Source organism: Nocardia sp. NPDC060220 (assembly GCF_042727815.1).
Lineage (GTDB): Bacteria > Actinomycetota > Actinomycetes > Mycobacteriales > Mycobacteriaceae > Nocardia.
This window is the reverse complement of record NZ_JBHWZY010001004.1, coordinates 1-2,276: the sequence shown is the minus strand read 5'-3', so window position 1 is coordinate 2,276 and position 2,276 is coordinate 1. Positions and strand designations below refer to the sequence as shown.

The following is a 2,276-nucleotide window of genomic DNA, read 5'->3' as shown; positions in this document are numbered from 1 at the left end:
GCCTTCCCGCTGCTCCAGGGCATCGAGATCACCGACGACCCGAACGTCGGCTTCGACGGCGCCAACGTCGCGCTGCTGGTCGGCGCCCGCCCCCGCACCAAGGGCATGGTGACCGTCGCCCGGGACGGCCGGGTCACCGTCGCCGACCTCGGCTCCACCAACGGCACGACAGATCAGCGAGCCGCTACGTTTGACGGTCCCCAGCGGACTGGAGTTGAGCACTCTTCGCATTCCAGCGCCCAGTGGGCACGAGGTCACCGTCAAGACGTTGAAGCCCCAGAACATCGAGAAGCCGATGCCAGCGCTGCTGTGGTTCCACGGCGGTGGATTTGTTGTCGGCGATGCAGAGGGAGAACTCAGAGACCTCGTCCAGATTTCGCAGGTCCTCGGCGTGGTCGTCGTATCTGTCGACTACCGGCTCGCGCCAGAGCACCCGTATCCTGCCGCCGTCGAGGACGGCTATGCCGCGCTTCGATGGATCTGCGAAGACCCCGTCGACCTGAACATCGATCCGGCACGAGTGGCAGTGGGCGGTCTCAGTGCGGGTGGGTGCTTGGCGGCGGCAATGACATTGATGTCGCGGGACCTCAGTGGCCCGCCCATCTGCTTCCAGGTTCTCGACAGCCCTGTTATCGACGACAGGTTGCAGACGCCGTCCATGCGAGAGTTTACCGACACCCCGAACTGGTCTCGAACCAATGCCGAAATCAGCTGGAACGCATATCTGGGTTCGGATAGGAATGGCGGCGCACCGCCCTTCGCCGCACCAGCACGTGAACCCGACTTGCGCGGCCTACCCCCGGCGTACGTCACCGCCTGCGAGTTCGATCCCCTTCGCGACGAGGCGATCGAATACGCCCAGCGCCTGGTGCAAGCTGGCGTCCCGGTTGAGCTACATATGTATCCGGGCACTTTCCACGGCTCTGCCGCCGCAGTCGCCGAGGCTCGCGTCTCCCGACTGATGCAGGAGGACCTGCGCATCGCCCTACGGCGGGCGTTCGACGCTGCGAACACGATGCCTATCTCGAAGGACGACCATGGCCGAATCATCTAGTGCGGCTGCCGACTACGACGTTGTCGTTATCGGCGCAGGGTTCGCGGGGATGTACGCGATCCACAAGTTGCGTGAACACGGCTTCTCGGTCCTTGCGTTCGAGGCGGGACAGACCGTCGGGGGAACCTGGTATTGGAACCGATATCCGGGAGCGCGCTGCGATGTCGAGAGTCTCTCCTACAGCTATTCCTTCGACCCCGAACTGGTACAGCAGTGGGACTGGAGCGAACGCTTCGCCAGCCAGCCCGAGATCCTCCGCTACGCCCAGTGGATCGCCCACAAACTCGATCTGCACAAGCACATCGAGTTCGACATCCGTGTGACCTGCGCCGAGTTCGACGAAACAACTGCGACGTGGAGCGTACTGACCAGCAGCGGGAACCTCACACGAGCTCGCTACCTCCTCACGGCAGTCGGTTGTCTCTCTGCAGCATCAGTGCCTCAGTTTTCCGGTATGGATCGCTTCGCCGGCGCCATTTACCACACCGGTAGATGGCCACACGAGGACGTCGATTTCACGGGGAAGAATGTCGCTGTCATCGGAACAGGCTCCTCCGGAATCCAAGTCATCCCCGAAATCGCCCGCCAGGCAGGGCAATTGACAGTCTTCCAACGGACACCGAACTACTCACTGCCCGCCCGCAACAGGCCTTTGAACGCCGACGAGCATGCCTACGCCCGAAAGAACCACGCCATGCTTCGCGAGCGCGCTCGTCAATGCCCCACCGGGACAGGCATCGTGTACGGCTTGACCGGCGCACGCGCGATGAGTAACCGAGATCGCGACGGCATCCTCGACCGCTACTGGCACAACGGTGGCAACGTATTTCTCACCGCATTCCATGACGTGGGCACAGACCTCGAAGCCAACAATGAAGTTGCCGAATTCGTGCGGCAGCGAATCGCCATGATCGTCGACGACCCCGCGGTGGCCGAACGGCTCACGCCTCGGGACTACCCCATCGGCGCCAAGCGAATCTGTGTCGACACCGACTACTACGCGACGTTCAACCAGGCCCACGTGGACCTCGTCGATGTCCGTGAAGAACCGATCACCAGCTTCACGGAGGTAGGCCTCACCACCACACAACACCGGTTTTCCTTCGACGCCATCGTGATGGCAACTGGCTATGACAGCATGACCGGCCCACTGAATCGCATCGATATCCGAGGACGAGGAGGGCGCAGCTTGAAGGAAGCATGGGAGGCTGGACCCCGCACC

At 62.6% G+C, this 2,276-nt stretch carries 2 protein-coding genes and 1 pseudogene; all 3 read left to right on the top strand.

Annotation, left to right across the window (positions count from 1 at the left end):
- Positions 1-108: pseudogene (locus ACFWF3_RS32870) on the top strand (malate dehydrogenase); the annotation flags it as partial.
- A 160-nt stretch (positions 109-268) separates the two neighbouring features.
- Entirely contained in the window at positions 269-1,054 is a 786-nt protein-coding gene (locus ACFWF3_RS32865) for an alpha/beta hydrolase (protein ID WP_379317781.1), read from the top strand.
- The coding region (locus tag ACFWF3_RS32860; RefSeq protein ID WP_379317779.1) for a flavin-containing monooxygenase at positions 1,038-2,276 on the top strand (1,239 nt) is incomplete at its 3' end. The genes ACFWF3_RS32865 and ACFWF3_RS32860, both read left to right, overlap by 17 nt.